The sequence below is a fragment of the Saccharothrix xinjiangensis genome, assembly GCF_039527585.1.
Lineage (GTDB): Bacteria > Actinomycetota > Actinomycetes > Mycobacteriales > Pseudonocardiaceae > Actinosynnema > Actinosynnema xinjiangensis.
In genome coordinates, this window is sequence record NZ_BAAAKE010000006.1 from 11,934 (window position 1) to 38,665 (window position 26,732).

The 26,732-nt window shown below is 75.0% G+C and carries 12 protein-coding genes; 9 read left to right on the forward strand and 3 right to left on the reverse strand.

Annotated features, from left to right (window positions below; genetic code table 11):
- Window positions 1–211 precede the first annotated feature (211 nt).
- From ABD223_RS15640 to ABD223_RS15680, 9 genes are all read left to right on the forward strand, one after another.
- The gene (locus ABD223_RS15640) at window positions 212–13,657 is read left to right on the forward strand and encodes a non-ribosomal peptide synthetase/type I polyketide synthase (protein ID WP_344036946.1); all 13,446 of its coding nucleotides are present in this window, start codon (window positions 212–214) and stop codon (window positions 13,655–13,657) included.
- Window positions 13,654–15,894: an SDR family NAD(P)-dependent oxidoreductase gene (locus ABD223_RS15645; protein WP_344036947.1), complete on the forward strand. Its 2,241-nt coding sequence runs from the start codon at window positions 13,654–13,656 to the stop codon at window positions 15,892–15,894. The genes ABD223_RS15640 and ABD223_RS15645 overlap by 4 nt, the downstream gene beginning before the upstream one ends.
- Window positions 15,891–17,039, forward strand: a complete 1,149-nt coding sequence (locus tag ABD223_RS15650; protein ID WP_344036948.1) for an FAD-dependent monooxygenase — start codon at window positions 15,891–15,893, stop codon at window positions 17,037–17,039. The genes ABD223_RS15645 and ABD223_RS15650 overlap by 4 nt, the downstream gene beginning before the upstream one ends.
- A gap of 29 nt (window positions 17,040–17,068) precedes the next feature.
- The gene (locus ABD223_RS15655) at window positions 17,069–17,983 is read left to right on the forward strand and encodes an esterase/lipase family protein (protein ID WP_344036949.1); all 915 of its coding nucleotides are present in this window, start codon (window positions 17,069–17,071) and stop codon (window positions 17,981–17,983) included.
- Window positions 17,984–18,008: 25 nt separating this feature from the next.
- Window positions 18,009–18,230 (forward strand): MbtH family protein, encoded by a 222-nt coding sequence (locus ABD223_RS15660; RefSeq protein WP_344036951.1) that lies wholly within the window; start codon window positions 18,009–18,011, stop codon window positions 18,228–18,230.
- An 80-nt stretch (window positions 18,231–18,310) separates the two neighbouring features.
- Window positions 18,311–19,648: a cytochrome P450 gene (locus ABD223_RS15665; protein WP_344036952.1), complete on the forward strand. Its 1,338-nt coding sequence runs from the start codon at window positions 18,311–18,313 to the stop codon at window positions 19,646–19,648.
- A gap of 573 nt (window positions 19,649–20,221) precedes the next feature.
- On the forward strand, window positions 20,222–21,352 hold the full coding sequence (locus ABD223_RS15670) for an alpha-hydroxy acid oxidase (RefSeq protein WP_344036953.1): 1,131 nt from the start codon (window positions 20,222–20,224) through the stop codon (window positions 21,350–21,352).
- A 50-nt stretch (window positions 21,353–21,402) separates the two neighbouring features.
- On the forward strand, window positions 21,403–23,193 hold the full coding sequence (locus tag ABD223_RS15675; RefSeq protein WP_344036954.1) for an AfsR/SARP family transcriptional regulator: 1,791 nt from the start codon (window positions 21,403–21,405) through the stop codon (window positions 23,191–23,193).
- 31 nt (window positions 23,194–23,224) lie between these two features.
- Window positions 23,225–24,421, forward strand: coding sequence for a cytochrome P450 (locus ABD223_RS15680; RefSeq protein ID WP_344036955.1), 1,197 nt, complete (start codon window positions 23,225–23,227; stop codon window positions 24,419–24,421).
- A 5-nt stretch (window positions 24,422–24,426) separates the two neighbouring features.
- On the opposite strand, the gene ABD223_RS15685 is transcribed toward ABD223_RS15680, so the two are convergent.
- From ABD223_RS15685 to ABD223_RS15695, 3 genes are read right to left on the reverse strand one after another with little or no spacing between them, the layout of a single operon-like run.
- On the reverse strand, window positions 24,427–25,437 hold the full coding sequence (locus ABD223_RS15685) for a CE1 family esterase (RefSeq protein WP_344036956.1): 1,011 nt from the start codon (window positions 25,435–25,437) through the stop codon (window positions 24,427–24,429).
- Between the two features lie 14 nt (window positions 25,438–25,451).
- Window positions 25,452–26,462 carry a pyridoxal-phosphate dependent enzyme gene (locus ABD223_RS15690; RefSeq protein ID WP_344036957.1) on the reverse strand — a complete coding sequence of 337 codons (1,011 nt, stop codon included), beginning with the start codon at window positions 26,460–26,462 and terminating at the stop codon, window positions 25,452–25,454.
- Window positions 26,459–26,680, reverse strand: coding sequence for an MbtH family protein (locus ABD223_RS15695; protein WP_344036958.1), 222 nt, complete (start codon window positions 26,678–26,680; stop codon window positions 26,459–26,461). The genes ABD223_RS15690 and ABD223_RS15695 overlap by 4 nt, the downstream gene beginning before the upstream one ends.
- Window positions 26,681–26,732: the final 52 nt, after the last annotated feature.

Genomic DNA, 26,732 nt, shown 5'->3' on the forward strand with positions numbered 1-26,732 from the left:
GGCGTTCCCTCGGGGTGCGTGTCCCGCCCCGAGGGTAGACCTGGCATTGACCTTACGCGGCGACCCCGGGCATAGTCGGGTGATATCCGGGATTCACCGGGGGTCCAAGAATCTACTGAGGACCAATCTCGGGATGGTCCGATCGAGGGAAATTCCGCAACCACAGAAAAGCTTCTGTGCGCGGGCTCCTGCCTGAAGAGAAGGGCTGAGGATGCTGCTGTACGCAGGCTTGCGCAAAGGCTCGGCCGACGGGAGCGCCCGGGGTGGGGGAGTGGTCCGGGTCGATCCCGACCCCGTCGTCGTGGTGGGGATGGGGTGCCGCTTCCCGAGGGCGCTGTCCTCGCCGCGGCAGCTGTGGGGCTTCGTGCTGGGCGGCGGGAACGCGGTTCGCCCCGACTTCCCCGCCGACCGGGGGTGGGACCTGCGGGCGCTGACCGACACCGGCACACCGGGCTCGACCTACGCGCGCGGCGGCTCCTTCCTCGACGGCGCGGGGGAGTTCGATGCGGCGTTCTTCGGGGTGAGCCCGCGGGAAGCGCTTACCATGGACCCGCAGCAGAGGTTGTTGCTGGAGGTGTCCTGGGAGGCGCTGGAGCGGGCGAACATCGACCCCTCGACCCTGGCGGGCAGTGGCGCCGGCGTCTACTTCGGCGTGGTGGCCCAGGAGTACGGTCCCCGGGTGTTCGCCGGCGCACTGAAGGACGCGGGCCACCTCACCACCGGCACCACCCCGAGCGTGGCCTCGGGCCGCGTCGCCTACACGCTCGGCCTGGAGGGCCCTGCGGTCACCGTGGACACCGCCTGCTCCTCGTCGCTGACCGCGGTGCACCTCGCGGCGCGGGCGCTGCGCGCGGGCGAGTGCTCGCTCGCCCTGGCCGGCGGGGCGAACGTGGTGTGCGCGCCCAGCATCCTCGTCGGCTTCGGCCACCTCGGGGCGCTCGCCCCCGACGGCGCCAGCAAACCGTTCTCCGCCGACGCCGACGGGTTCGGCGTCGCCGAGGGCGCGGGTGTGGTGGTGCTGGAACGGCTGTCGGACGCGCGCCGCCTCGGTCACCCCGTGCTCGCCGTGCTGCGCGGGACCGCGATCGGGCAGGACGGCGCGTCCGAAGGGCTGTCCGCGCCCAGCGAGCACGGCCAGCGGCGGGTGATCCGCGCGGCTCTCGCCGACGCCGGGCTCACCCCCGCCGACGTGGACGTGGTCGAGGCGCACGGCACCGGCACCCGGGTCGGCGACCCCGTCGAGGTCCGCGCCCTGCTGGCCACCTACGGCGCGGCCCACTCCGCCGACGACCCGCTGCTGATCGGGTCGATCAAGTCCAACATCGGCCACACCCAGGCCGCGTCCGGGGTCGCGGGCGTGATCAAGGCCGTGGAAGCCCTCCGTCACGGCCTGGTGCCGGGCACCCTCCACCTGACGCGCCCCACCGAGGCGGTCGACTGGTCCACGGGCGTCATGCGCGTCCCGACCGGAGCTGTGCCCTGGCCCGCTTCGGCGTCCGACCGGCCCCGGCGCGCGGCCGTGTCCTCGTTCGGGATCAGCGGCACGAACGCCCACGTCGTCTTGGAGCAGGCCCCGTCCGCCGATCACGTCCCGCGCTTGCCCCGCGTCCGCGCGGACGCGGTGCCGCTCGTGCTCTCGGCCCGCACCGGTCAAGCGCTGCGGGCACAGGCCGCCCGGCTGCGCGAGCACGTGGACCAGCGACCCGGACTCGACCTCGCCGACATCGCCCACACCCTCGCCGCCCACCGGGCCCGGTTCGACCACCGCGCCGTGCTGGTGGCGGGCGACCGCGTCGAAGCGCTCGCCGAGCTGACCGCCCTCGCCGAAGGACCCGCCACCAGCCGGGCACGCGCGGGCGCGGGCGCGGTGCTCATCTTCCCCGGACAGGGCTCGCAGTGGGTGGGCATGGCGACCGGCCTGCTCGGCGCGGACGCGGTGTTCACCGCTTCGGTCGAGGAGTGCGACGCGGCGTTCGCCGACTTCGTCGACTGGTCCCTGCTCGACGTCCTGCGCGGCGAGCCCGGTGCACCCGGCCTCGACCGGGTGGACGTGGTGCAGCCCGCCCTGTTCGCGGTCATGGTCTCGCTGGCCCGCTGCTGGCAGTCCTTCGGCGTGCTACCCGCCGCGGTGATCGGACACTCCCAGGGCGAGATCGCCGCCGCCTGTGTCGCGGGAGCGCTCTCGCTGCGTGACGCCGCCGCGGTCGTCGCCTTGCGCAGCAAGGCCATCGCCGCCATCGCGGGCACGGGGGGCATGGCATCCGTGCCGCTGCCCGTCGCCGATGTCGTACCCCGCCTGGTGCGCTGGGCGGACAGGCTGGAGGTGGCCGCGATCAACGGACCGCGCTCGACCGTGGTCTCCGGCGACGCCGCGGCCATCGAGGAGTTCGCCGCCGCCTCCGAGGCGGACCACGTCCAGGTCCGCCGGGTGCCCGTGGACTACGCGTCCCACTCGGCGCACGTGGAAGCGCTCGACGGAGCGGTGCAGGAGTCGATCGCCGACATCGCGCCCAGGCGCTGCGAGTTGGAGTTCCTCTCCGCCGTGACCGGGGGGCCGGTCGACGGCGCGGAACTGGACGCGGCGTACTGGTACCGGAACCTGCGTCAGACGGTGCGCTTCGAGGAAGCCGTGCGCGCCGCCTACGCCCGCGGCCACCGCTTCTTCATCGAGGTCAGCCCGCACCCCGTGCTCACCGCGGGCATGGAGGAGTCGCTCCAGGACGTCCCGGCCGACGACCCGGTCGTGGTCGTGGGGAGCCTGCGCCGCGACGACGGCGGCCCCCGCCGCCTGCTGGCCTCGGTCGCCGAGGCGCACGCCGCGGGTCTGCCGGTGGACCTGACCGCCCGCCTCGGCGACCGGGCGCCGGTCGAGCTGCCCACGTACGCCTTTCAGCACCACAGGTTCTGGCTGTCGCCCACCGCCGGGACGACCGCGGCCGGGCCCGCGCCGGAGCACCCGCTGCTGGCCACCGCACACGACCACCCCGAGCACGACGGTCTCCAGCTCATCGGCAGCGTCTCCCTGTCCACCCATCCCTGGCTGGCTCACCACGCGGTCGACGGGGTCGTGCTGCTGCCCGGCGCGGCCATGGCCGAACTGGCGGCCTTCGCCGGCCGGCGGGCGGGCGGCGCGACCATGGCCGAACTGGTGCTGCGCGAGCCGCTGGTGATCCCGGCGGAGGAGGCCGTGCACCTCCGGGTCGTCGTCACCGGGGACGCCCCCGACGGCCGCGGCGTGCGGATCTACTCCTGTCGTGACACCCCGCTGGGCGTCGGGGTCGCCTGGACCAGGCACGCCGAGGGCACCCTGGGAGCCGCCGCGCCGACCGCGCCCGCCTTCGGCCAGGCCACCTGGCCCCCTCCCGGCGCCGAGCCGGTGGACGTGTCCGACGCCTACGACCGGCTGGCCGCGCGCGGCTACCGGTACGGCCCGGCCTTCCGCGGCCTGCGCGCGGTCTGGCGCCGTGGCCCGGACGTCCACGCCGAGATCGCGCTGCCCGAGGGGATCGAGCCGGGTGGGTTCGGCCTCCACCCCGTCCTGCTCGACGCCGCCCTGCACGCCCTCGTGCACACCGCCCCCGATACCGGGGCCGACGGGATCCGGCTCCCCTTCACCTGGTCGGGCATCCGACTGCACGCCGTCGGCGCCACCGCCCTGCGGGTGAGCATCATCGCGACCGGTCCGGACGCCTACGCGCTGGAGCTGACCGACCCGACCGGGCAGCCGGTGTGCGCGGTCGAGGAGCTGACCCTGCGACCGATCGACCGCGACCGGCTGCGCGCGGCCGGAGCGGGCGCCCGCGACTCCCTGTTCGGCCTGGAATGGAGGCCCGCGCCGAGGGACGCGGCGGGCGCCCCCGAGTGGACGGAGTGGGCCGCGTGGGTCGGTGGGACCGCGGCGCGAGCCGTCGTCCTGCGCCGCGACACCATCCCCGGTGGCCCGGACCTCCCGCACCGGGTGCGGCGGGCACTGGACGGGGTCCTCGGCCTCGTGCAGCGCTGGCTGGCGGACCCGCGCGCCGAGGGCTCCACCCTGGTCGTGCTCACCCGGCGCGCGGTGTCCACCGGACCCGGCGAGGACGTCGAAGACCTGGCCCACGCTGCCGCGTGGGGCCTCTTGCGCAGTGCCCGAACCGAACACCCCGGCCGCGTCGCGCTGGTGGACCTGGACGACTGGGAGGGCTGGCGCGACCGCGTCCCCGAAGCCCTCGCCGCCCTCGCCGCCGGCGAGACCGAGGTGGCGTTCCGGCGAGGCGCACCCGTCGTGCCGCGCCTCGCGCCGGCAGGCGGCACGGTCACCGCGGGGCTCGACCGGCTGCGAGGTCCGGGCTGGCGGCTGCGCACCCTGGGCGCCGGCACCCTGGAGGCGGCCAACACCGCGTTCGCGGACTGGCCGGAGTCCCGGCGGCCGCCGGGACCGGGAGAGGTGCGGGTCGCCGTGCGCGCGGTGGGCCTGAACTTCCGCGACGTCATGATCGCCCACGGGCTCTACCCCGACCCGGGCGCGGACCTGGGCAACGAGGGCGCGGGCGTGGTGCTGGAGGTCGCGGACGACGTGCGCGACCTGGTGCCCGGTGACCGGGTCATGGGCATGTTCTACGGCGTCGGCCCGGTGGTGGTGCGCGAGCGCGGCTACTTCGCCCGCTTCCCCGACTCCTGGACCTTCGCCGAGGCCGCCGCCACCCCGGCGGTGTTCCTCACCGCGCACTTCGCGCTGAGGGGGCCGGCCGGGATCACCGCGGGCGCGCGGGTGCTGGTGCACGCGGGAACCGGCGGGGTCGGCACGGCCGCCATCCGGCTCGCCCACCACCTCGGCGCCGAGGTGTTCGCCACCGCCTCCCCCGCGAAGCAGGACGTGCTGCGCGCCGCGGGCTTGGCCGAGGACCACATCGCGAGCTCGCGCACCCTCGACTTCCGCGACCGGTTCCTGACGGCCACCGGGGGCGCGGGCGTGGACCTGGTGCTGAACTCCCTCGCCCACGAGTTCGTCGATGCCTCGCTCGACCTGCTGCCGCGCGGCGGCCAGTTCGTCGAGCTGGGCAAGACCGACCCGCGTGACGCCGACGCGATCGCCCGGACCCGCCCCGGCGTGCGTTACCGGCACTTCGACCTGACCGAGGTCGGCCCGGAGGAGACCGGAGCCGCCCTGGCCGAGCTGGGCGCGTTGTTCCGGCGGGGCGCGCTGCTCCCGCTGCCGGTGTCGGTGCGCGACGTGCGGCAGGCCCCCGAAGCGCTCCAGACCCTCGCCCAGGCCCGCCACACCGGCAAGCTCGCCCTCACCCTCCCGCGTCCCCTCGACCCCGACGGCACCGTGCTGATCACCGGTGGCACCGGCGTCCTGGGCGGCCTGCTCGCCCGCCACCTGGTCACCACCCGGGGCGTGCGGCGCCTGCTGCTGGCGTCGCGCAGCGGACCCGACACCCCCGCCGCGCGAGCACTGGTGGACGACCTGCGCGCGCTGGGGGCCGACCCCCTCGTCGTGGCCTGCGACGTCGCCGACCCACGGGCATCGGCCGCCCTGTCGGCCTCGGTGCCCGCGCAGCACCCGCTCACCGCTGTCGTCCATGCCGCCGGCGTGCTGGACGACGGGGTGTTCACCGCCCTGACCCCGCAGCGGCTCGACCGCGTGCTGCGGCCCAAGCTCGACGCGGCGTGGCACCTGCACGAGGCCACCGCCCACCTGGACCTGGCCGCCTTCGTGCTGTTCTCCTCGGCGGCCGGCGTGCTGGGGACGCCGGGGCAGGCCAACTACGCCGCGGCCAACACCTTCCTCGACGCGCTGGCCGAGCACCGCCGGCAACGCGGCCTACCCGCGACCTCCCTGGCCTGGGGCCTGTGGGCGGACGGCTCAGGCATGACCGGCCACCTCGACGACCGCGATCTCACCCGGCTGCGCCGCGCCGGTTTCACCGCCATGTCCGCCGCCGAGGGCCTGGCCCTGTTCGACGCCGCCCTCGACAGCGGCCGGGCGCTGCTGGTCCCGGCCCGCCTCGACCCGCGGGCCGGGCGCGCGGGGGAGCGGCCCGCCCTGTTCGGCGGCCCGGTCCGGCCGGCCCTCCGCGCCGCGGGCGCCGCCCCGGAGGAGCGGGCCCTGACCGGGGACCTGGCAAGCCTGCCCGCGGCCGAGCGCCGCGCGGCGCTGACCGGGATGGTCCGCGCCGCGGCAGCCGCCGTGCTGGGCCACGACTCGGCCGAGGCGATCGACCCCGACGCGCACTTCAAGCACATGGGGTTCGACTCCCTGGGCGGAGTGGACTTCCGCAATCGGCTCCGCCGGGCCACCGGACTGCCGGTGCCCACCAACGCCGTGATCGACCACAAGACCCCGGCAGCGCTTACCGAGCACCTGCTGGCCCTCGTCGCCCCGGCCGCCGAAGCGCCCAACTCCGAAGCACCTGCCCCCGTTCCTCCCACCTACGTTCCGCACCACCCCGCCCCGTCCGCGCCAGTCCCACCGGACCGCGTCCCGACCGAGTCCGTCCCGACCGGGGAAACGCACCCGCTGAGCCACTACCAGCGCGACATCGTGGGCGTGGGCCTCGCCTACCCCGAGCTGTCCCCGGTCCAGCCCGGCGGTTACCTGCGACTGCGCGGAACCACCGACGTCGAGCGGGTGCGGACCGCCATCCGGCGCACCGCCCTGCGCCACGACGCGATGCGGCTGCGGTTGGAGCCCCACGGCGACGAGTGGCGGCAACGCGTGCGGCCCGACTACCCCGACGTCGAGGTGGTCGACTTCCGCGCCGAGCCCGACCCGGCCGGGGCGTGCCTGCGGTGGATCGAGCGGGCCACCGACACACCTGTGCCCCTGGACGGACCGCTGGTGCGCACGGTGGTCCTGGTCGACGACGACACCTCCCTGGTGGTCTACACCCGGTTCCACCACGTCGTGGCCGACGCCTGGGGCATCAACCTGGCGCTCGGGGACATCGCCGACTTCTGTCGCGCCGAGGCGCCCTCGACCCCGGCGCGCCCGGCACCGAGCTGCCTGGAGGCGGTGGCGGCCGACGCGCGGTACTGGCGCTCACCCGACCGGGAGGCCGACCGCGACGCCCTGGTCGCCGCGACAGCCCCGTTGCAGCCCGCCCTGTTCCCCCGCACCGCGGCCGCGCGCACCCACCGCCGCCTGCGCCACTCCACCCGCGTGGACGCCGCCGTCATCGACCGCATCCGCGCCACCGGGCACTCGGTGTTCTCGGTGACCGCCGCCGCCGTGGCCGCCTACCTGCGCCGCCTCCACCGCGAGGGGGACGTCGTGCTGGGCATCCCGCTGCTCAACCGCCGCACGCCCGCCGAGCGGGCCACCATGTCGCACGTCACCAACGTCCTGCCGCTGCACGTGCCCGTCGACGAGCGGGGCACACTGCTGGAACTGGCCGACCGGGTGGCGGACGGGGTCGGCGAGCTGCTGACCCACCAGCGGTTCGCGCTCGGCGCCCTGCGCGCCGCGCTGCGCTCGGCGGGCCACCCGGCCCGGGACCTGTTCGACGTCACCTACTCCTACATCACCGTCCCCGAGGACGGTCCCGGCGACGATGTCGAGCTGACCGTGCTCGCCTCCGGCTCCGGCCTTGACGCGGTCAACATCGTCGCCCGCGAGCACCGGTCCGACGGCTCCCTGCACCTGGACGTCTTCTGCGCCGCCGACGTCTTCGACGCCGACTTCACCATCGACGCCGTGACGGGGCACGTCGCCCGTCTGCTCCGGGCGGCTCTGGACGACCCGGCCGCGCCCCTGGGCGCGCTGCCCATCCTCGGCCCGGACGAGTCCGCCCGCCTCGACGCCTTCGAGCGCCCCGCGGGGGAGGGCTTCGACGAGACCGCCGTCCTCGACCGGCTGTTCTCCGACCAAGCGGGACGCACCCCTGAGCGGCGAGCCCTGACCTGGACGGACCCGGACGGGATCACCGGCGAGCTGACCTACGGGCAGTTCCACCGGCACGTGGCCAGGTTGGCCGGGCAGCTGCGCGCGCGGGGTCTGCGCCCCGAGGAGTGCGTGCCGGTGGTGCTGCCTCGGTCCCCGCAGTTCCTGGTCGCCGTCCACGCGGTGCACGCGGCGGGCGGGGCCTACGTGCCGGTCGACCCCACCCACCCGGCCGAGCGCGTGCGGACGATCCTGGACGACTGCGGCGCCCGCTTCGCCGTCGCCGACACCGACCTGGGCGACTTCGGGGTGCTGTCCCTGGCGGTGGACCTGGAGGACGACACCGCCGCCCCGGTCCCGGCCACCACCACCCGGCCCGGCGACCTGGCCTACGTCATCTACACCTCCGGCTCCACCGGCGCGCCCAAGGGCGTGATGGTCGAGCACCGCTCGGTCGTCAACCGCCTGGCCTGGATGCAGCGCCGCTACCCGCTGGGCCCCGACGACGTCGTCCTGCACAAGACCCCCACCACGTTCGACGTCTCGGTGTGGGAGCTGCTGTGGTGGGCGCACGCGGGCGCGGCGGTGGCGGTGGCCCCGGCGGGCGTCGAGCGCGACCCGCGCGAGCTGGTCGCCGCGATCGAGCGTCACGGCGCCACGGTCGCGCACTTCGTGCCCTCCATGCTCGGGCCCTTCCTCGACCACCTGGAGGCCGACCCGCGCGCCGCCGCGCGGGTGCGCACGCTGCGGCAGGTCTTCGCCAGCGGCGAGGCGCTGACCCCGGTCCTGGCGGAGCGGTTCGGTGCGGTGTTCGCCGCCGCGGGCAACCGGGAGGTGCGGCTGACCAACCTGTACGGGCCCACCGAGGCCACCGTGGACGTGTCCTACTTCGACGTGCCGGGTTCCGGCCCGGTGGCGCGGGTTCCCATCGGCCGGCCCATCGACAACACCGCGCTGATGGTGCTCGACGTCGCCGGCCGCCGCTGCCCGGTCGGCGTGCCCGGCGAGCTGAACATCGCCGGTGTCGCCCTCGCCCGCGGCTACCTGGGGCAGCGCGCGCTCACCGACGAGGCGTTCGTGGTGGACGAGTCGATCCCCGAGCGCCGCCGCTACCGCACCGGGGACCTGGTTCGCTGGCTGGCCGACGGCACCGCGGAGTACCTGGGCAGGCTCGACGACCAGGTCAAGATCCGCGGCAACCGGGTTGCCCCCGGCGAGGTCGAGGCCGCCCTGACCCGCTGCCCCGGGGTGTCGGCCGCCGCGGTCGTCCCCGAGGGCGCCGGTTCGGGCACCCGGCTGGTCGCCTACCTCGTCACCGAGCACGCCGACGGTCCGGACCTGGTGCGCACGGTGGTGGACGCGCTGGGCCGGCGGTTGCCCGGGTACATGGTGCCCTCCCGGTACGTCCGGGTGGACCGGCTGCCGGTGACCGCCGCCGGCAAGGTCGACCGCCGGGCACTGGCCGCCTCGGGCCGCCGCGAGCACGGCTCGGACCGGCCCGGCAACCCGCTGGAGGAGGCACTGGCCGGGATCTGGCGCGAAGTGCTGGGCACCGACGCCTTCGGCGTGCACGACGACTTCTTCACCGTCGGCGGCGACTCCATCCTGGTGCTGCGGATGCGCACCGAGGCGGAGGAGCGCGGCCTGCCCTTCGACCTGGACCGGTTCCACGCCAACCCCACCGTCGCCGCGCTCGCCGCCCACCTGGACGGGGGGCTGCCCGGCCCGGCGCGGGTGGCCGCCGTCACCGAGCCGTTCGAGCTGGTGCCGCTGATCGACCGGGCGGGCCTGCACGGCGTCGAGGACGCCTTCCCCGCCACCCGGCTCCAGTTGGGGATGCTGTTCCACAGCCGCCAACGCGCCGATTCGCGCCTGTACAAGGACGTCTTCCGCTACCGGCTGCGGATGCCCTGGGACGAGACCGCCTTCCGCCGCGCCGCCCGGGAGCTGGTGCGCAACCGGCCCGCGCTGCGCTCGACGTTCGACCTCACCGGTCGCTCCACCCCGCTCCAACTCGTCCTCACCGCGGTGCCCGACCCGGTGGAGGTCGTCCACTGCCCCGCCGACCCCGGCGCGGCGGAGCGAGAGGTCGAGGCGCACCTGGCCGCCCTGCACCGCGCCGACTACCCGCTGCTGGACGACGACCCCGCCCAGCCCGCGCCCCTGCACCGCATCCGCGTGTTCGTCCACGGGGACGGCTCCGAGGAGGTGGACCTGGTGTTCGCCTTCCACCACGCGATCCTCGACGGCTGGAGCGTGGCCGGCCTGGTCGGCGAGCTGCTGGCGGACCACTTGGCCCTGGTGGCGGGTCGCCCGCCCGCCGAACGCGCCCCCGGCTCGACGCTGCTGCTGGCCGAGCAGGTGCGTGCGGAGCACGCGGCCTCCCACGACCAGGTCGTCCGCCGGCACTGGGCGCGGGTGCTGGAGCACTCCCGGCCCACGGCCGTCGAGTCCGTGCGGGCGCACGTGGCCGCACCCGGCGATGGCCAGCGCACCCTGGCGCTGCCCGCCTGGCTGGACGCCTGTGCCAAGGACTTCGCCCGCCGCCGCGGTGTGCCGCTGAAGTCGCTGCTACTGGCCGCCCACTGCCTGGCGTTGCGGGCCATGACCGGCGTCGAGGACGTCACCACCGGCTGCGTCACCCACACCCGGCCCGAGCTCGCGGGGGCCGAGCTGGGCGCGGGGCTGTTCCTCAACACCGTCCCGGTCCGCCTGGACGTCGGCCCGCGCACCTGGATCGAGGTCGTCGACCACGTCCTGCGCTGGGAGCGCGAGTCCTACCCGCACCGGCGCCTGCCGCTGAGCGCCCTCCAGGACGAGCGGGGCGGGGCGGTGGTCGAGACCGCGTTCAACTTCGTCAACCACCACGTCCTCACCGAGGCCCTGCGCGGGGACGACCCGCGGTCACCGGCCGCGGAACTGGTGGACGTCACCGTGCGCGAGGAGACCAACTTCACCCTGCTCACCACCGCGGTCGTGGACCCGCGCGACGGCAGGCTGACCCTGCGGCTGAGCTCCGGCGGCGGAGCGCTCGCGGACGAGCAGTGCGCGGAGTTCGGCAGGCTCCTCGTCGGCGTCCTGGCCGACATCGTCCGGGAGCCCGACGCCGTGATCGACCTGGCCGCCGCCCGGCGGCGCGACGTGGCCGAGGCGGTCGCCCACGCCGCCGCGCTGCACCCGGCCGCCACCGCCGTCGTGGGCGACACCGATCGCTGGGACTATCGCGCGCTCACCGACGCCGCCGACGCGGTCGCCCGGCGGCTCCTGGGTCTGGGGATGCCCCACGGGGCCCGCGTGGCGGTGCGGATGCGCCGCGGTGTCGAACTGGTGGCGGTGGTGCTGGGCGTCATGCGCGCCGGCGCGGCCGTGGTGCCGCTGGACCCCGACCACCCGGAAGCGCGCATCCGCGCCATGGCGGACATCGCCGCGCCTTGGCGGGTGGTCGCCGACCCGGACCTGCGCACCGCGCTCGGCGGCGCGGCCGTGGTCGACCCCGCCGAGCTGCTGGCCCAGCCCCTCGGCGACCCCGTGCCACTGCCGCGACTGGGACCGGAGGACATCGCCTACGTGCTGTTCACCTCCGGTTCCACCGGCGAGCCCAAGGGGGTGGCCATGCCCCACCGCGCCCTGGCGAACCTCGTCGAGTGGCAGAACCGGCGCGCCACCGGCCGGACGAGGTCGGGCGGGCGGGCGACGACCACGCTGCAGTTCGCGCCGCTGAGCTTCGACGTCTCCTTCCAGGAGATCTTCTCCACCTTGTGCGGGGGTGGCACCCTGCGCATACCCGCCGACGGCTTGCGGCAGGACATGCCCGCGGTCCTGCGGCTGATCCGCGACAGCGGCGTCGACCGGGTTTACCTGCCGTACGTGGCCCTCCAGGCGTTGGCCGAGGCCGCCGCCACCACCGGCGACTACCCGGACTCGCTGCGCTCCATCGTCTCCTCCGGGGAAGAGTTGCGCATCACCCCCGAGATCCGCGCGCTGTGCGCGGCCAACCCGGCTGCGGTGCTGGAGAACCAGTACGGCCCGACCGAGACCCACGTGGTGCTGGCCCACTCGCTGCCCGCCGGGAGCGACCACCCGCCACTGCCGCCGGTGGGCTCCGCGATTCCGGGGGTCGGGGTCAGCCTGCTCGACGACCGGCTGCGACCGGTGCCGCCGGGGGTGAAGGGGGAGATCTACGTCGAGGGCCCGTCCCTGGCCCAAGGGTACGAGAACCGGCCGGGCCTCACCGCCGAGCGGTTCGTCGCGGCGCCTTCCGGGCGGCTGCGCTACCGCACCGGCGATGTGGGGCTCATGCTCCACGACGGGGAGATCGTGTTCCTGGGTCGCGCCGACGGGCAGGTCAAGGTGCGCGGCTACCGCGTCGAGTGCGCCGAGGTGGAGCTGGCGCTGCTGCGACTGGCCGGCGACCACCCGGGGCTTGAGCAGGTGGCGGTGGTGGCCCGCGCCCTCGGTGGCGGGGACGCCGTGCTGGAGGCGTTCCTGGTCGGCGACCCGGCGCGAGTCGACGTCGCGAGGCTGCGGGTGCGGCTGGGCGGGGAGCTGCCGCCGCACATGGTGCCCTCCCGCTACCACTGGGTCGAGGCGATCCCGCTGACCCCCAACGGCAAGCGCGACGACGCCGCGCTGCGCGGCCTGGCCACCCGCCCGGCGGTCCCGGCCGCGCCCGGGGACGAGCTGGAGGAGGCCGTGGCCGGGCTGCTGGCCGAGTTCGCCCACGTGGACCGCCTGGGCGTGGACACCGGCTTCTTCGACGCGGGCGGCACCTCCATCGGAGCCACCCGGGCCGCGATGACCATCGCCCGTCGTTGGGCGGTGGACCTGTCGTTGCAGACCTTCCTCGCCGCACCCACCGCGCGGGAGCTGGCCGAGGTCATCCGGGCCCGCGGCGCCCGTCGACCGGCCTTCGACCCCGTGGTCCCCCTGCGCGAGCGCGGGCACGGGACGCCGCTGTTCCTGGTCCACCCCATCGGCGGCAACGTGCTGTGCTACCGCGAGCTGGCCGCGCTCCTGCCGGGCGACCGGCCGGTGTACGGCCTCCAGGCAGCGGGCGCCGAACCCGGCACCGAGCCGCTGACCTCGCTGCCCGCGCTGGCCGACGCCTACACCCGCGCGATCCGGCGTGTCCACCCGCACGGCTCCTTCCACATCGCGGGCTGGTCCTTCGGCGGCTACGTCGCCCTGGAGATCGCCGAGGCGCTGGGTGCGGCACAGGTGCCCACCGCGACCCTCCTGGACACCGTCGCCTTGAGCGACGGCCCCCGCCCGCACGTGCCGGAGCGTCAGCTCATCGGGTTCTTCTTCCGCGAGCTGCTGTGGTACTCGACCGGCGGGGGCGACCTGGTCGACGACCCGGACCCGATCGGGGAGGACCCCGAGCGGCTCTTCGCCGAGGGCTTGGCCCGGTGCGTGGCGCTCGGCATCCTGCCCGAGGACGGCTCGCCGCAGCTCCTGCGCAGGCTCTACGAGGTCTTCCGGGCCAACTACCGGGCGGTGCTCGACCACCGGCCGCGGCGGGTGCGCCGCCCGCTGCGCCTGCTGCGCGCCGCCGAGGAGCTGCCCGCCAACCTCGCCATCGCCCACCGCGCGGCCGGTGGTCTGTTCGCCGACCCCCGCAACGGCTGGCGGGAGCGGGCCGGCCAGTCGGTGGAGGTGCTGGAGGTCCCCGGCAACCACCTGTCGATGATGACCGCGCCGCACGTCCACGCCGTCGCCGCCGCCCTCGGCGAGGGCTTGGACCGCGCCGAGGACCCCCGCCGCGCCGACTCGGGCGTGGAGGTGGTCCGGTGAACCCCACCGGCGAAGTTCGCCGGGCGCTGAGCCCGATGGAGCGCTGGTACTGGGTCTGCGACCAGCTCTCCGCGCTCAACGTCGTCGCCCGGGTCCGGGTGCTCGGCCCCTGCGCCACCGCTGACCTGGAGCGGGCCGCCGCGACCCTGGTCCGGCGGCACCCGCTGCTGCGGGTGGCCGTCGTCGCCGACCCCGAGCCGCGCTTCGTCCCGGCGGCGCGTCCCGACGTCCCCGTCCGCGTGGTCGCGGCCACCCGCTACGACCGGTGGGAGCACGAGGTCGACGAGGTCGAGCTGGCGACACCGCTCGACTGGCGCACCGGCCCGCTGATCCGGCTGGTCCACATCGCACACGGCGGGGACAGCCACGACGTGGTGCTCACCGCCTCCCACGTCATCGCCGACGGCACCACGGCCCTGGCGCTGCTGCGAGAACTGGTGGAGCAGGCTGTCGCCCCCGCGGACGCCCCGCCACGCGCACCGCTGCCCCCACCGGAGGAGCTGCTGCCCGCGCGGGTCAACGGCCTGCCCCGGGTGGCGCACCTGGTCGCGCTCTCCCTGGCCGATCGTGCCGCCGCGGCGGCGGCACGCCCCCGGCGACTGGAGCCGGGCACCCCGGTGCCGCCGGGACGACGGCGTACCCGGTTGCTGCACCGCGAACTCGACCCCGCGACGCTGACCCGGCTGGTCGACCGGTGCCGTGCCGAGGGCGTGACCGTGCACAGCGCGCTCACCGCCGCCCTGGCTCTGGCCCTGGCGGGGGAGGACGCCGCCGGGACGCCGCGCGCGGTCACCATCGGGTCCCCCGTGGACTTCCGCGCCGACCTCGTCCCACCGGTCGATCCCCGGGACGTGGGCGCCTACGTGGCCACCGTCCCCTCGCACGTGCGGGTCGAGCCGGACGACCTGTGGGCCACCGCCCGCGGCGCCCAGCGGGACCTGCGCCGCCGCCGGCGCTACCACCACCACCTCGCGCTGGTCTCCCTGCTGCGGTTCGTCTCACCCCGCTCGGTCGGCGGCAGCGCCAGGGTGGTCGCGATGATCGACCGGTCCGGACCCGGCAACGTGTGCCTGTCCAACGTCGGCCGCTTCGACTTCCCCGACCGCGTCGGGGAGTGCGCGCTGTCCGGGGCGCAGTTCGTCGCGGGCATCTCGGTCAGCGGCTACTTCGTCGCCGCGGTCAACACCAGCCACTCGGCGCTGCACTGGAACTTCACCCACGTCGCCGGCGCCGTTGACCGACGGCGGGCCGAGCGCCTCGCCGACCGCGCGGTGGCCGCCCTGCGGTCCGCGCTCCCACCACCGCCGGGCGGCGCCCGGCGCCGGAACGAGAGGTCGACGATGGCGAACAGCGGAGGACGGGGCGCGATCGTGGTGACCGGGGCCTCGTCGGGATTGGGCGAAGCCACCGCCGTGAGCCTGGCCCGCGCCGGGTTCACCGTGTACGCGGGGGTGCGCGCCGACGTCGACGCGGCCCGGCTCGCCGGGGCGCACCAGGCGATCCGGCCGCTGGTGCTGGACGTGACCCGGGAGGACTCGGTGGCCACCGCCGGCGCCCGGGTCCGCCGGGAGACCGACGGGGCCGGGCTGGTCGGTCTGGTGAACAACGCGGGCACCTGCGTGTCCGCGCCGCTGGAGTGCGTGCCGCTGGACGAGCTGCGCGCCGAGCTGGAGGTCAACCTGGTCGGCATGGTCGCGGTGACCCAGGAGTTCCTGCCGCTGCTGCGCACCAGGACCCGGGGCGCACCCGCGGGCCCGGCCGGGCGCATCGTCAACGTCGGCTCCGGTATCGGCCGGGTCGCCGCCCCCTTCCTGGGCCCTTACGCCGCGTCCCAGTTCGCCAAGGAGGGCGTCTCCGACTCGCTGCGCCGCGAGCTGGCGCCGTTGTCGGTCAGCGTGTCGGTCCTGGAGCCGGGCGCCGTCATGACCCCCATCTGGTCCAAGGTGGCCGACACGGCCCGCGACGTGCTCGACAAGGCGCCGGCCGGGGTCGCTGTGCTGTACCGGTCCAGGTTCGAGGAGTTCGTGGCCGCAAACGAGGAGCGGGCCCGGCGCAGCCGCACGCGACCCGAGACCGTCGCGGCCGCCGTCGTCCACGCCATGACCTCCCGCCGCCCTCGCACCCGCTACCGGGTCGGGCCCGACTCCTGGGCCGCCTCGGTAGCGGCCCGCGCGCTGCCCGACCGGGTGCTGGACTCGGTGATCCGCCGCCAGTTCCCCGCGGGGGAGGGGCGGTGAGGGTCCTGGTCGCGGGAGCCGGGGTCGGCGGGCTGACCACTGCCGTCGCGCTGCGCGCCCGGGGTTTCGACGTGGAGGTCCTGGAAGCCGCGCCGCGCCCGCGCACCGAGGGCGGCGGCCTGGGGCTGGCCGCCAACGCCACCAAGGTCCTCGCCGCCCTGGGCCTCGACCTGGTCGAGGCGGGCGTGGGCCGGGTGTGCACCAGCTTCTGCCTGCGCACCACCGACGGCAGGCTGATGCGGGACCTGCCGATCGAGTCCATCGCCGAGGAGTTGGGTTCCCCGGTGGTCAACGTCCGCCGCGGCGACCTGCTCGCCCTGCTGCGCGACTCGCTGGCCGACACCCCGGTCCGCTACGGCACCGGGGTCACCGGCCACCGCGTCACCGGCGCGGGCGTGTCGGTCACCCTGGCGGACGGCGGCACCCGCACCGCGGACGTGCTCGTCGGCGCCGACGGCATCCGATCGGCGGTGCGGGCCCGGCTCGTCGGCGACCAGCCGGTCCGCGAGTACGGCTACGTCTGCTGGATCGCCACCGCCGCCTTCGAGCACCCCCGCCTGCCCGCGGGCGGCGCCGCTCACTACTGGGGCAGCGGGCAGCGCTTCGGGCTGATCGACATCGGAGGCGGCCACGTCTACTGGTGGGGCACCAAGAACGTCCCGCTGCCACAGGCCCGCCGCTGGACCGGCGGCAAGCACGGCGTCCAGGCCGCGTTCGCGAGCTGGGCGGAGGAGGTGCGCCAGGTGGTCGCCGCCACCCCGGAGGCCGACATCCTCTCCGTTCCCGCCCAGGACCGCCCGTTCCTCGCCACCTGGGGCACCGGCCCGGTCACCCTGGTCGGCGACGCCGCCCACCCCATGCTCACCAGCCTCAGCCAGGGGGCGGGCTCGGCCGTCGAGGACGCCCACGCCCTGGCCCACCACCTCGCCGCGGGAGGCGAGCCGGCCGCGGCGCTGCGCCGTTACGAGGCCGACCGCCGCGACCGCACCCGGGGACTGGTGACCGCCTCCCGGCGGCTGAGCCGGATCGAGCAGATGAGCAACCCCCTGGCCACCCGGCTGAGAGACCTGGTCATCCAGCACGTCCCGATGCGTGCCCTGCGCAACCAGAACATCGCGCCCATGCGCTACGACCTGCCCGCCTGAAGCCCGCGTTCGAACGAGGAGGCACACCTGTGTCCATCACCGAGCCGACCGAGGCACCCGAGCCCACCCGCGTGCGCAAGCCCGGCCGGCTCCCGGTGCCGTGGGACATGCGCGCGGGCGTGCGGGCCTACATGACCCCCGGCAAGCCCCCGCCCGGCGCCAACGACCCCCTGTTCGGGCCGACCGAGGAGCGCCCTCGCCCGGTGCTGCTCCTGCACGCCTTCATGTCCAACCAGTCGTTCAACTTCCAGGCGGGCGCGCCCTTCCTGCGCAACCACGGGTTCTGCGTGTTCACCATGAACTGGGGCAGGCCGAGGTGGGCGGGCCGGCTGGAGGTGCCGTGCAACGGCGTGGACGACCTGGCCGTCAGCGGCCTCCAGCTCGCCGAGGAGGTCGAGCGGATCAAGGAACTCACCGGCGTCGACAAGGTCGACCTGGTCGGCCACTCGGGCGGCGGCGGCCTGCTGATGCAGTACTACCTCAACGTCCTCGACGGCTACACCAACGTGGACAAGGCGGTCTCCATCGCCCCGTCCAACCACGGCGTGTCGTTCAGCACCCTGACCTACGTGCTGCGCAACGCGTTCCCCCGCTACTACCACCTGATGGCACGCAAGGTCTTCCCGCTGTGCGACCAGGGCGCGCCGGACTCGGAGATGATCGAAACCATCTACGGCAAGGGCGACACCCGGCCGGGCCCCACGTACACGGTGATCATGACCGAGCACGACCAGATCGTCACCCCGTACCACAAGGCTTTCCTCAAGGGCGACAACGTCACCAACATCCTGCTTCAGGACGGGTGCCCCGAAGACCTGTGCGAACACGCGGGCATCGTCTACAACGAGCGAGCTTGGCTGCACGTGCTCAACGCCCTGGACCCCGCCAACGCCGAATCCGTGCCCGCCTTCCGCGTCGACCCGTACTTCCCCGGTTGGAAGTGACCCGGCCTTCCCGGGAGGACCCGCGATGAACCCGTTCGACGACTCCGACCGCACCTTCTCGGTGCTGGTGAACGCCGAGCAGCAGCACTCCCTGTGGCCCGGTGACCTGCCCGTGCCCTCGGGCTGGCAGGTGGTGCACGCCGACGACACCCGGGCTGCCTGCCTCGACTACGTCGAGCGCCACTGGACCGATCAGCGCCCGCTCAGCGCCCGGCCGCGCACCGCAACGCCCGACCCCGACGCCTGACCGCCCGCCCGCCGAACCGGTGGGCGGACCGCGGACACCGACGAACGACCACCTCGATCACCTCGACCAGCGGAGGACCTGTGGCCACTCTGGCGCCCTCGCCGACGGGCTCACGCCTGTTCGGCTCACTGTTCGACCTGCGCCGCGACTCCTTGGGCGTCCTGCTGCGGGGGATGCGGGAGTGCGGGGACGTCGTCCGGTTCGTCGCCGGACCGCCCGGGCTGCGCCTGACGCTCCACGGCGTCTTCTCCGCCGAGGGCGCCCAGCAGGTGCTCGCGACCGGCGCGGCGAACTTCCGCAAGGACAGCAAGACCTACGTCGAAGTCCGGGCGTCCTTCGGCGACGGCCTGTTCACCAGCCAGGACGACGCCTACCGGCGGCAGCGCAGGCTGGTCCAGCCCTTGTTCACCCGGCGCCGGGTGGACCAGTACGCCGACGCCATGCGCGAGGAGGTGAGCGTCGTCCTGCGCCGGTGGCGGGACCGGACCGACCGGGTGGTCGACCTGCGTGACGAGTCGACCGGGCTCACGCTGCGGGTGGTGGCCCGCATCCTGTTCGGCGCCGACGTCGAAGAGGCGGTCGGCACCATGCGGGACAGCTTCCCGGTCATCAGCGGGAGCGTGGCCCGGCGCACGGTCTCGCCGGTCAACCTGCCCCGCTCGTGGGACCGCGGGTACGTGACCGCCCACCAGCGGATGCGCCACCTGTGCGACCGCATCATCGCCGAGCGCTCCGCCGCCGGCCGCGACGAGGGCGACGACCTCCTCGGGCTGCTCGCCCGCGTCCGGGACGAGTCGGGGGACCGGCTCGCGGCCTCTGAGGTGCGGGACCAGGTCCTGATCTTCCTGCTGGCCGGCCACGAGACGACCGCGACCGCGCTGACCTTCGCGCTGCACCTGATGGCCCACCACCGCGACGTGCAGACCCGGGCCCGGGCCGAGGTCGACCGCGTGCTCGGCGGTCGTCCGCCCGGCACCGCGGACCTCGACGAGCTCACGTACACGACGCGGGTGCTCAAGGAGGCGATGCGGCTCTACCCGCCCGTGCCGTCCATCGTGCGCAGGGCGGTGGACGAGAGCGAGATCGGGGGGTATCGCATCCCGGCCGGCTCCGACGTCTTCGTGAGTCCGTGGGTGACCCACCGCCATCCCGCCTACTGGGCGGACCCCGAGCGGTTCGACCCGGAGCGCTTCCGCCCCGAGGAGGAGGCCGCTCGCCCGAGGTACGCGTACTTCCCGTTCGGACGCGGCCCCCGCGCGTGCATCGGGGAGCACTTCTCGATGCTCGAAGCCGTGCAGGCCCTCGCCATGGTGCTCCAGGAGTTCGAACTGGAGGGCCTGGACACCGACGTCTCCCTCGACCAGGGCATGACGCTGCACGCGACCAGTCCCGTCCGCTGCCGCCTCTCGCCGCGGTAGCCGCCCCCTGGGGCGCCTGTCGGGGGAGCGGGCCGGAAAGCGCACCGCACGCGAGTCGGAGGAGCGATAAATGCGCACCGTGACAAGGGGATTTTCGAATCACCTGGGTGGTCCAATGCGTCGGGTCGCCTGCGGGCGGGTTCGACTGCGCTTCGTGCCCGGGTCGTCTGGTGTCGGGCAGGTCGGAAAGATCGGTCCGGGCCGGGTCGCACCGCGCGGCCGGGGAGCTGTCGAATGTATTGCAGAACTTCACATTGATCTTCCGGTAAGGTGTTGACCTGCCAGTTCTGCTGCTCTAATGTCCGGCGAGCGGCTCGCCGGACCGGTTCGTCATTTACGCCGAATGGCTGGAAAAGGTTCGGTATCACGTTCTGTGGTGGCCCGTCACCTGGTCGCCGTAGTCGATGGAAAGGCTTGACAATCCTATCGGCTGCCGATAAGTTCGATTTGTTGGCCGGAAATGGGGCTCCGATATAGGGGTGTCCGGTGTGGCCGAGCCGTTCAATCGATGTTTTCCGCTGTCTCCCGGTGCGTGGTGAGATGGTGTGCCCGACTGCCAGGAGGCCACGACCCATGGGTGTCCGCAACTCCCCTGATGGCGGCGCGGAAGACCTGGAAGACCTGGTGGACCTGGCGGACGTGGAACGGGCAGCTGTTGCGCGGCTGCCCCGGGACGTGCGCGATTTCATCGCGGGCGGCAGCGGCGACGAGGTGACGTTGGCGGCCAACCGCGCGGCGCTCGACGGCGTGGGCGTGGTCCCCAGGGTGCTGGCGGGCGTCGAGGTGGCCGACACGGGCACCTCGCTCGTGGGCACGGAGGCCGCGCTGCCCGTGGCCGTGGCCCCGATGGCGTACCAGTGCCTCGCCCACCCCGGGGGTGAGGTCGCGACGGCTGCCGCGGCGGGCGCCGCCGGGGTCCCCTTCACCGTGGGCACGTTGAGCAGCCGGGCGGTCGAGGAGATCGCGAAGACCGGTGCGACGCTGTGGTTCCAGCTCTACTGGCTGCGCGACCGCGGCCTGGTCGAGGAACTGGTGGCACGGGCCGAGGCGGCCGGGTGCCGGGCGCTCGTGATCACCGTGGACGTGCCGGTGATGGGCCGCCGGCGGCGGGACGTGCGCAACGGGTTCTCCCTGCCGGCGGACGTCCGGGCCGCCCACCTCTCCGGCGGTGTGACCCGGGCGCACGAGCGGCGCGAGGTCGGCTCCGGTGTCGCCGAGCACACGAGCACGGCCTTCGACCCCGCGCTCGGTTGGCGTGACGTGGAGTGGTTGCGGACGCGCACGCGGCTCCCCTTGGTGGTGAAGGGCGTGCTCGACCCGCGCGACGCCACCAGGTGCGTCGAGCTGGGCGCGTCGGCGGTGGTGGTGTCCAACCACGGCGGGCGGCAGCTCGACGGCGTGGTGCCCAGCGCCGTGGCCCTGCCGCGAGTCGTCGAGGCGGTGGCGGGCGCGGGCGAGGTGCTGTTCGACAGCGGCGTCCGCGGCGGGGTGGATGTGCTGCGGGCCCTCGCGCTCGGCGCGACCGGCGTGCTGCTCGGCCGTCCGGTCCTGTGGGGGCTCGCGGTCGGTGGCGAACGCGGCGTGGCGCGGGTCCTGGAACTGCTGCGCGCGGAGTTCACGCAGGCGCTGCTGCTCGCCGGGTGCGCCGACGTCGGCGCGGCCCGCGGGCTCGCGACGGCGCTGACCGGGCCGGGTGCGCCCTGACCGCCGCGGGGACCGCGCACGGTGCCGGAGCGCGGGGTTCGAAGGACGGGATGAACGGGAAGCTGGAGTTCCTGCTGCTGGGTCCGCTGGAGGTGACGGCCCGAGGTCGCCGCGTCCAGGTCGGGGGACCGCGTCAGCGGACGGTGCTGGCGACGCTGCTGCTCAACGCCGACCGCGTGGTGTCGGTGGACGCGCTGGCCGAGACGCTCTGGGGCGCCCGGCCACCGTCGAGCAGCCGGACGCAGGTGGCGATCTGCGTGTCCGCGCTGCGCAAGGCTTTCCGCGCGTGCGGTGTCGAAGACGAGGTGATCGGCACCGTCGCGCCCGGGTACGTCCTGCGGTCCGGCGGGCACCGGCTGGACACCCTGGACTTCGACGAGCTGGTGGCCCTGGCGAGGGCGGCGGTTCGGCAGGGCCGGGACGTGGAGGCCGTGCGGCTGTACGGCTCGGCGCTCGCGCTGCGCCGCGGACCGGTGTTGGCGAACGTGACCGGGTCGGCGCCGGAGCACATGTCCGCGCAGCTGGAGGAGAACCTGCTCGTCGTCTACGAGGAGCAGGTCGAGCTGCGCTTGGCACTGGGCGAGCACCGCCCGCTGGTCGCCGGGCTCGTGGCGGCGGTCGAGCGATACCCGCTGCGGGACCGGCTGTACGGCCTGCTGATCGTCGCCCAGTACCGCTCCGGCCACCGGGCCGCGGCGCTGGAGACGTTCGCGCGGCTGCGGTGCCGCTCGGTCGAGGAGCTGGGCCTGGAGCCGGGGGTGGAGCTGCGGCGGCTGCACGAGCGCATCCTGCGCGACGAGGAGCGCCCGGTGGTCGAGCGCCCGCCGTCGCAGCTGCCCGCCGCGACGCGCGCGTTCGTCGGGCGGACCGGGGAGCTGGCGGTCCTGGACCGACTGACCGCCACCGACGGGCAGGTGGGCGCGCCGCCGCTGGGGCTGCTGGTCGGCGGCGTCGGGGTTGGCAAGACCGTCCTGGCGGTGTGGTGGGCGCACCGCCACGCCGACCTGTTCCCGGACGGCCAGCTGTTCGTGGACCTGGGCGGGCACGACCCGCACCGCCCGCCGGCCGACCCCGGCGCCGTGCTCGCGTACCTGCTGCACGCCCTGGGCGTGCCACCTGAGCGGGTGCCGCTGGTCACCGAACGACCCGCGCTGTTCCGCACCATGATGGCCGCCCGTCGGATGCTGCTGGTGCTGGACGACGCCCGCGACGCGGCCCAGGTGTGGCCGCTGCTGCCGAACACCGCCACCTGCCGGGTGCTGGTGACGTCCCGGAACCCCCTGCGTGAGCTGGTGGCTCGCAGCGGAACGGTGCCGCTGCTGCTGGGCGGCCTCGAACCCGGCGAGGCGGTGGCGCTGCTGCGCGGCATCGTCGGCGAGGAGCGGGCCGCGCGCGCCCCGGACGCCGTGGCCGAGCTGGTGGAGCTGTGCGGGCGGGTGCCGGGCGCGCTGCTGGCGGCCGCCGCGCACCTGGCCAGCAAACCGCACTGGGAGGTGCCGAGGATGGTCCGCGAGCTGAACCGCCCGCGCCGCAGGCTGTCCGGCCTCGGTGGCTGCGGGCAGCACCTGCGGGACGGGCTCGCCTCCAGCGCCCGCTGCCTGGACCCGGTGGCCGCCAACCTGTACCGGGCGCTCGGCGGGCTGCCCACGCCGGAGCTGACGTCCTGGACGGCCACGGCGCTGCTGGGCTGCCCGACGCCCGAGGCCGACGACGTGCTGGAGCGCTTGGTCGACGCACACCTGCTGGAACCCGCGGACTCCGGCGCCGACGGTGAGACCCGCTACCGGCTGCCCAGCCTGTCCCACGCCTATGCGGCGGAACTTGCCACGACCGGCCCGTGATCCGGCGCGGACCACTGGAGAGGAACGACCCGTGACCACAACCGACACGCGCTCCTACCCGTTCGGCGACCCCGTGCGCCTGGACCTGAACCCCGGCTACGCGCCGCTGCGCGCCGAGCAACCCGCGCTCCGAGTCCGGCTGCCCTACGGTGAGGACTGCTGGCTGATCACCCGCTACGAGGACGTCAAGACCGTGCTCAGCGACCCGCGGTTCAGCCGGGCCCGCGCGGCCGGGCGGGAGGAGGTGCCGCGGGTGACGCCCGAGGCCGCGCCCGCCGGGTCGATGCTCAGCATGGACCCTCCGGAGCACAGCCGGCTGCGCAAGCTGATCGCGCGGGGGTTCACCTCCCGCCGGGTCCGCGAGTTCCGGCCGCGCACCCAGGAGATCGTGGACGGCCTGCTCGACCGGGTCGAGCAGGCCGGGCCACCGGCCGACCTGGTGTCGAGCCTCGCGCTGCCGCTGCCGGTGTCGGTCATCTCGCAGATGCTGGGCGTGCCGACCGAGGACCACTACCGGTTCCGGGACTTCTCCGCCACGGTGTTGTCGACCACCGCGCACACTCGCGAGGAGGTCGTGGCGGCGCGGGCGGCGCTGGAGGAGTACCTGGGCGAGCTGGCCGACCAGCGGCGGCGCGAGCCCGGCGAGGACCTGATGAGCGCGCTGGTGGCCGCGCACGACGACGACCGGCTCACCGACAAGGAGCTGACGCAGACCGGGATCACACTGCTGGTCGGCGGGCACGAGTCGACCGCGAGCCAGTTCGCCTGCTCGGTGTACCTGTTGCTGGAGCGGCCGGAGCGGTGGGCGCTGCTGCGGGACGAGCCGGAGCTGGTGCCCTCGGCCGTGGAGGAGCTGCTGCGGTTCATCCCGCTCGGCTCCGGCGGCGCGTTCGCCAGGATCGCCACCGAGGACGTCGAGCTGGGCGGTGTGCTGGTGCGCGCCGGGGAGGCGGTGGTGGCCAGCACCAACTCGGCCAACCGCGACGACCGGGTGTTCGACGACCCGGACGTGCTGGACCTGGGACGCGAGCACAACCCGCACCTGGCCTTCGGCGGCGGGGTGCACGTGTGCCTGGGCGCCCAGCTGGCCAGGGGCGAGCTCCAGGTCGCGCTCACCTCGCTGCTGGCCCGCTTCCCCGGGCTGCGCCTGGCCGTGCCCCCCGAGGAGGTGCTGTGGCGGCAGGGCTCGCTGCTGCGCTCGCCGGTGGAGCTGCCGGTCACCTGGTGACGCGCTCAGCCGCCGAGCAGGAAGTCGATGACGGTGTCGGCGGCGGACAGCTGCCGGCTGGTGGCGCCGACGACGGCCTGCCGGTACGGGAACGTGCCGCCCGGCCACGTGTGCCCGCCCCCGTGCACGGTGATCGACACGACGCGCAGGCCGCTGTCGGGGTTGGTGCAGGTGTCCCGGCTGATCGAGGTGCCGTCCGGCGGAGCGGTGGGCGGCAGCTCCTCGCGCCGCCGCTCGCCCGCGTCACCCGCGCGGCAGAACGCCTCCGCGGTCTCGGCGGTGGAGATCGTCGGCCTGGGCGGCTCCTTGCCGATCGCCGGCGTGCCGGAGGACGCGGCGACGAGCCCGTCGATCGGGCGCAGCGGGTCGGCGTCGCCGTAGATCGACAGCACCGGGACGGGACCGGTCGGCCGCACCGCGGACGGGGGACCCGGCAGTTGCCCCGCCACGGATGCGGCGCCGGCGAACCAGTCCGGGTGTTCGGCGGCCAGGCGCAGCGCCATGATCCCGCCCTCGGAGAGCCCCACCACGTACACGTGGTCGGGGTCCACGTGCGCGGTGCCGGTCAACTCGTCCACGACCGCGCGGGCGAAGTCCACGTCGGCGGCCGGGTCCGGGCGCAGCTCGGTGGGTTCCGGCGAGGCGCTCCAGCCCTCCTCCACGCCCTCCAGGTAGGCCAGGACCACGCCCGAGGCGTCTGCGGCGGTGTTCAACCCGCTGTGCTGCTCCATCTCCTCGGCGGAACCGCCCTTGCCGTGCAGCACGAGCGCGAGCGGGCGGCCCGGGCCGCCCGCGGGCGCGGGCGAGGCGCGCAGGCGGTAGGCGCGGGTCCGCCCGCCGACGGCGACCTCGCGGACGGTGGTGGTGGCGTCCGCGACGGGGCGGCGCTCGACCGGGGCGAACCGCTCCACCACGTCGGCCGTCGTCGATGTGGCGAGCGGCGGCGCGACGGGCTCGGCGCCGGCACAGGCGGCTGACGTGACCAGGACGACCAGGGCGAATCCGCATCGCCGCACGATTCCGATCATGGTCACCCAAGGTAGCAGGCGAGGTCCGGGTGGACCGGGCCGAGAACCTCCTTTTCAGCTTTCCGTGTGTTGCCGGTGTGCCAGAACAAGTACGTGCCGTCGACATCGTCCACATCGGTCAGCAGGTGGTGGAACGCCTTGGCCCCGTAGCACTCGTCCACCTCCACGCCCGCCGCGTCGCGCAGCAGGCCGGCGGAGCGCTCCGCGTCCGGGTCGGGCACGCCGTAGGGGGCGCCCGCGTACCCGACGTGCCGGACGTGCTCCGGCCGCACCGCGTCGGCCGGGCCGCCGAGCAGGGCGGCCACGTCGCGGGCACGTCCCAGCAGCCCGGGACCGGTGGTCGAGGAGCTGCCCACCACGTCCACGGCCGTGACCCGGAACGGCAGGCCGGACAGCGCCAGTCCGGCGGCGACCCCGGCCGCCGTGAGCGTCGACGCGGCGGGCAGGTAGACCCGCAGCGGCCCGGGCAGCCCGCGGGCCTGCTCGGCCAGTTCCAGGCCGGCCAGCGCGTGCGCCACGCCCGCCACCGGGTCCGCGCCGCCGAAGGGGATCACGTGCACCCGCTCGCCCCGGTCGCGCAGCTCCTCCACCGCCACGCGGTGCCGCTCCCGGTCCGGGTGGACCGACACGCCGGCGGGCACCGGCTCCAGCCGCGCGCCCGCGCCGGCGGCCAGCCGCAGGTTGCGCGCCACGAGCGCGCTCGGCTCCTGCGGCAGCACGAGGGCGGTGACCCGGAAGCCGAGGAGCCCCGCGTGCAGGGACGTGGCGGCCACGTGGTTGGAGCCCGCGGTGCCCGCGGTGAGGACGGCCGTGGCACCGGCGGCGCGCGCGGCGCCGAGCACGAACTCCAGCGCCCGGGTCTTGCACCCGCCGAACACGGGGGAGTTCTCGTCGTCGCGCTTGACGAACACCTGGCGCGGGGCCGGGCCGTCCACCGGTTGCAGCCGCGTGGGTGTGGTGATCAGCGGCACGCGGGGCGGTGCGCCCGACCACGCGTCGACCGGAGGCGTCAAGTCCGGTCCTCGGCCCCGCGCAGGGCCTCGCGCAGGCTCAGGGGGCGCATGTCGGTCCAGTTCGCGTCGATCCACTCCAGGCAGAGCTGCTTCGAGCCGCGCTGCCCGGCGGTCCGCCAGCCGTCCGGCACCGGCCGGTCGGCCGGCCAGATCGAATACTGCTCCTCGTGGTTGACGACGACCTCGAATTCGCCGGAATCCTCGTTCTCTCCCAGCACGGGACACCTCCACGCAGTGTGTTCCGGGCCATTCTAGTGAATGGTCTTTTCG

Bases quoted from the DNA above. Each gene is read 5' to 3' on its own strand.
- ABD223_RS15670 (WP_344036953.1), top strand. From the start codon at position 20,222: ATGGGTGTCCGCAACTCCCCTGATGGCGGCGCGGAAGACCTGGAAGAC.
- ABD223_RS15660 (WP_344036951.1), top strand. From the start codon at position 18,009: ATGAACCCGTTCGACGACTCCGACCGCACCTTCTCGGTGCTGGTGAAC.
- ABD223_RS15640 (WP_344036946.1), top strand. From the start codon at position 212: ATGCTGCTGTACGCAGGCTTGCGCAAAGGCTCGGCCGACGGGAGCGCC.
- ABD223_RS15675 (WP_344036954.1), top strand. From the start codon at position 21,403: ATGAACGGGAAGCTGGAGTTCCTGCTGCTGGGTCCGCTGGAGGTGACG.